Source organism: Bradyrhizobium sp., from assembly GCF_049586575.1.
Taxonomy (GTDB): Bacteria; Pseudomonadota; Alphaproteobacteria; order Rhizobiales; family Xanthobacteraceae; genus Bradyrhizobium.
In genome coordinates this window covers 1-3,245 of sequence record NZ_JBAVCF010000671.1, presented here as the reverse complement: position 1 = coordinate 3,245, position 3,245 = coordinate 1, and the positions used below count along the sequence as shown (strand labels likewise).

At 55.7% G+C, this 3,245-nt stretch carries 6 protein-coding genes; 4 read left to right on the top strand and 2 right to left on the bottom strand.

Translation table 11 applies throughout. The features are described 5' to 3' along the window. On the top strand, window positions 1-273 hold a 273-nt coding region (locus WB528_RS24630), incomplete at its 5' end, for a hypothetical protein (protein ID WP_423891607.1). Between the two features lie 266 nt (window positions 274-539). Further along, on the top strand, window positions 540-1,217 hold the full coding sequence (locus WB528_RS24625) for a Crp/Fnr family transcriptional regulator (protein ID WP_423891605.1): 678 nt from the start codon (window positions 540-542) through the stop codon (window positions 1,215-1,217). A 584-nt stretch (window positions 1,218-1,801) separates the two neighbouring features. Here WB528_RS24625 and WB528_RS24620 read toward each other — a convergent pair. Next, the gene (locus WB528_RS24620) at window positions 1,802-2,059 is read right to left on the bottom strand and encodes a hypothetical protein (protein WP_423891603.1); all 258 of its coding nucleotides are present in this window, start codon (window positions 2,057-2,059) and stop codon (window positions 1,802-1,804) included. 373 nt (window positions 2,060-2,432) lie between these two features. On the opposite strand from WB528_RS24620, the gene WB528_RS24615 reads away from it, so the two are divergent. Both WB528_RS24615 and WB528_RS24610 read left to right on the top strand, forming a co-directional pair. Then, a complete protein-coding gene (locus WB528_RS24615) occupies window positions 2,433-2,666 on the top strand; it encodes a hypothetical protein (RefSeq protein ID WP_423891601.1) in 234 nt (77 codons plus the stop codon). Window positions 2,667-2,678: 12 nt separating this feature from the next. Next, a complete protein-coding gene (locus tag WB528_RS24610) occupies window positions 2,679-2,930 on the top strand; it encodes a hypothetical protein (RefSeq protein WP_423891599.1) in 252 nt (83 codons plus the stop codon). A 92-nt stretch (window positions 2,931-3,022) separates the two neighbouring features. Here WB528_RS24610 and WB528_RS24605 read toward each other — a convergent pair. After that, on the bottom strand, window positions 3,023-3,245 hold a 223-nt coding region (locus WB528_RS24605; protein ID WP_423891598.1), incomplete at its 5' end, for a hypothetical protein.

The following is a 3,245-nucleotide window of genomic DNA, read 5'->3' as shown; positions in this document are numbered from 1 at the left end:
AAATTGACCACGCGCTCAAAGCGAAATCGAGCCATGGTGCCCGTTACCGCACCCAAAGTGGGCATCATGCCTTCTCCTGACAGAGCGCCAGAGGGCGAACCCGACAGCCGCCGCGAGATGGCCTACTTTATCGAGATGCGGCGCAATGTGTTGCGATACGCCCGCATATTCCGGCCGGGAGGCGAACGCAATCAGCACCGGCAAATTGCGCTATCGCTTCGCAGGCTCTTCAGGAACAAAACATGGCTCGATAGCCATACGTCGGACCGCTGACGCCAGAAAAATTTTCCTTATAATAATTCCCAAACCGCGAGGCCTCGTGGAGTGGATTTGACATTCGCTACCCCGTAGCCGGGCATGTTATGTGTAAAGCGAATGTCAAATCCAAAACTCCATTAGAAACCTATATTTGCCAGTGGTCCTTTGAAACATTTGCAAAAGTGCATACCTCACCGGGATGCAAATGTTAGAATCGGACCACTCGCCGCTTAAGCAGCCCGCGATTTGACGACCGTTGTTTGGGCCAGAGGAGGCCTATTATGAGCAAGCCGCCGAAGGACATGTTTGACGCGAAAGTCTTTCTCGCCAAGGTCGGTGACGGGAAAGCGATTCTCGAATTTCGCAAAAACCAGAAAGTTTTTGAACAAGGCGACGTCGCGGAAGCGGTGTTTTACATTCAAAAAGGCAAGGTCAAACTCACTGTCCTGTCCGAGCAGGGCAAGGAGGCCGTCGTCGCGATCCTTGAGCCTGGACATTTCTTCGGCGAAGGCTGTCTGAACGGCCATAAGATGCGCATATCGACGACAACGGCGATGGAAGATTGCGTGATCACCTCCATCACCAAGGTCGCGATGATATCAGCGATTCATGATCAGCCCAAATTCTCGGAGCTGTTCATGTCCTATCTTCTGACCCGTAACAGCCGGATCGAGGAGGACCTGATCGACCAGTTGTTCAATTCGAGCGAGCGGCGACTTGCACGGCTGCTTTTGCTGCTCGCGAATTTCGGCAAGGAAGGCGATCCCCAGCGGATCAGCCCGAATATCAGCCAGGAAACACTGGCCGAGATGGTCGGCACCACCCGATCCCGGGTCAGTCATTTCATGAACAAGTTTCGGAAGCTGGGGCTCATCAGTTACAACGGCCATATCGAGGTCAACAATTCGCTGCTTAGCGCGGTCTTGCACGAGAAGCCCGTGCTCAAAGAGCGTAATTAGCGCCAATATTAACTTTAGGAATGTGAGCTGGATGGAACAGCCTCCCGAAACCTAAGGGAGCATGTTTCCTCCATCACTGTTCGGTAATGCTCCGGCCCGCCCCATTCGAGGAAATGCCATGGCTTTACCCCGGCAATTCCTGACCGATATTGAGCGCCCGCGCTTTTCTCGTTGCGAAATGCGGATGATCCTTGAACGCGTTTCGGCGGGGCCAATCGGGTTCCAGCACCTGTTCGAATGTCCCAGGTGTGACCAGGTCGAGATAAGGGTTATTGCATCGGACCCCCTCAAATCGAATGCGGTTGGCTGGCTCGCCGGCGAACTCAGCGCGCAGAACTGAGAACCGACTCAGGGGAGAACACATGCTCGATAAACAAAACCAGGGTCCCAACTGCACCGCTTGCGGTTCTCCCATGAGGTGGAGGGTGATTGAGCCGAGCATGTGGAGCCGGGACCCGCGGACGTTTGCTTGCTCTCAATGTAAGAGGGTCCCGCAGCACGTCATCGAGAGCATCGTGTCTGAGGCTTGGGTAGCGCCAAGGACGCAGGGTTAGGAGTCGCGGCCAGCCCTGGGGGCCATACGATCAATGTACCGTTCGTGGCAGCACGTAGCGCACCGTCATGCCCACGAGGTGGTCCTCCGCCACTATCATTATGTCGCCCGCTTTCATTTCGTTTCGCATCACCAAACGACATGACATTAGTCTATCGTTCGAGTCTGGAAAATCGCCAAGCGACGAATACAGATCGCGCACATTGATGAGAATATGCGGCATGCCTCGGGAGGCCGCACGCCCAAGCTGGGCGTTCAGTTCTTGAGTGTAGTGGTCTAGCGAAACCATCGATATTCTCCCTCGGATATGCAGTTCCGCTATTCACGCCCATCGCCCAAGAGCGGCCGGCGCCACGATTTCAACGCCTCTACGCTCAATCGGCAGAGAAGTCTCTGTCTTGTTTTGGTCTTGTTTTTTGCCGTGCCGGCCGGAACCGGCCAATCCCGTACGACTTGTTGGTCTGCGTGCGGCGTTGTGCGGTTGCATCGTCATTAAGGATTTTGCGGGCGTCACCTTTCAAAAATGAACCACGGCTGAATCGAACGCTTGGTCGAGATCCTGTGAAAAACATGATGTGATCGATCTTTGCCGATCATTCATTGGAACTTCGTTGCAATCGCGCATCTCTGGCTTACGTATCCTTCCAACAGGGAAGGACATCATGAAGCAATCCGAAATCTTCCGTGAAAATGCCGAGAACTGCGCGCATCTTGCCGAGGCCGCAGCCAACGAACCGGCCTTCCATCGCTACAAGCGGATGGAGGCTGCGTGGCGAGCGCTGGCCGACGAACAGGACTGGCTCGACGGCGAAGTTGCGCCCGCGCGCATTCCGCTCGTCCACACCGGCAACAGCCACGGGGCAGCGAACTCCGCGACATCCGATTCCGCGGCCTGATGAAAGGTGCCTATGAAGATCCTCGAACATTCCGAGAGTCACATCGTCAAAATGCACGATGGATCGGCCTGGCAGATCTTTCCCGGCGATATCGATCAGACGCTGACCTGGTTGCCGACAACTGAGCTCAGGCTGTTCGAAATCAACGACGACATTGCTTCCCACGCACTCATCAACACCGACGATGGCACGCGGGTTCGTGTCCGCCCGCTTGGCGAACGCTGGCCAGAAGAGCGCACGAAGAAAATTCTCAGGCAGGGGTAATCACCCCTTTCGTCATTCCGGAAGCCGCATAGCGGCTGTCCGATGCGGCGCCATGGATTCCGGGTTCGTTACATCGCGCCCCGGAATGACGATCAAATGTAGAACACGGCGGTATTGACATTCCGCCGCAATGAACTTTGCAACATCACCTGATTTGCCCGTCGCGTTAATTCGCCGCAGACGTTTTCGCTTGTGACGTCGGGCAAATCACCGTTAGAAGCCCGGCCGTCCCGTGCCCATCGAGAGGGGCGCTTCGCGATCGTCACGAAACGTTGGTGCGGGGTGCGGTGGACGCGGCGGTGTCGCAAGACGAGC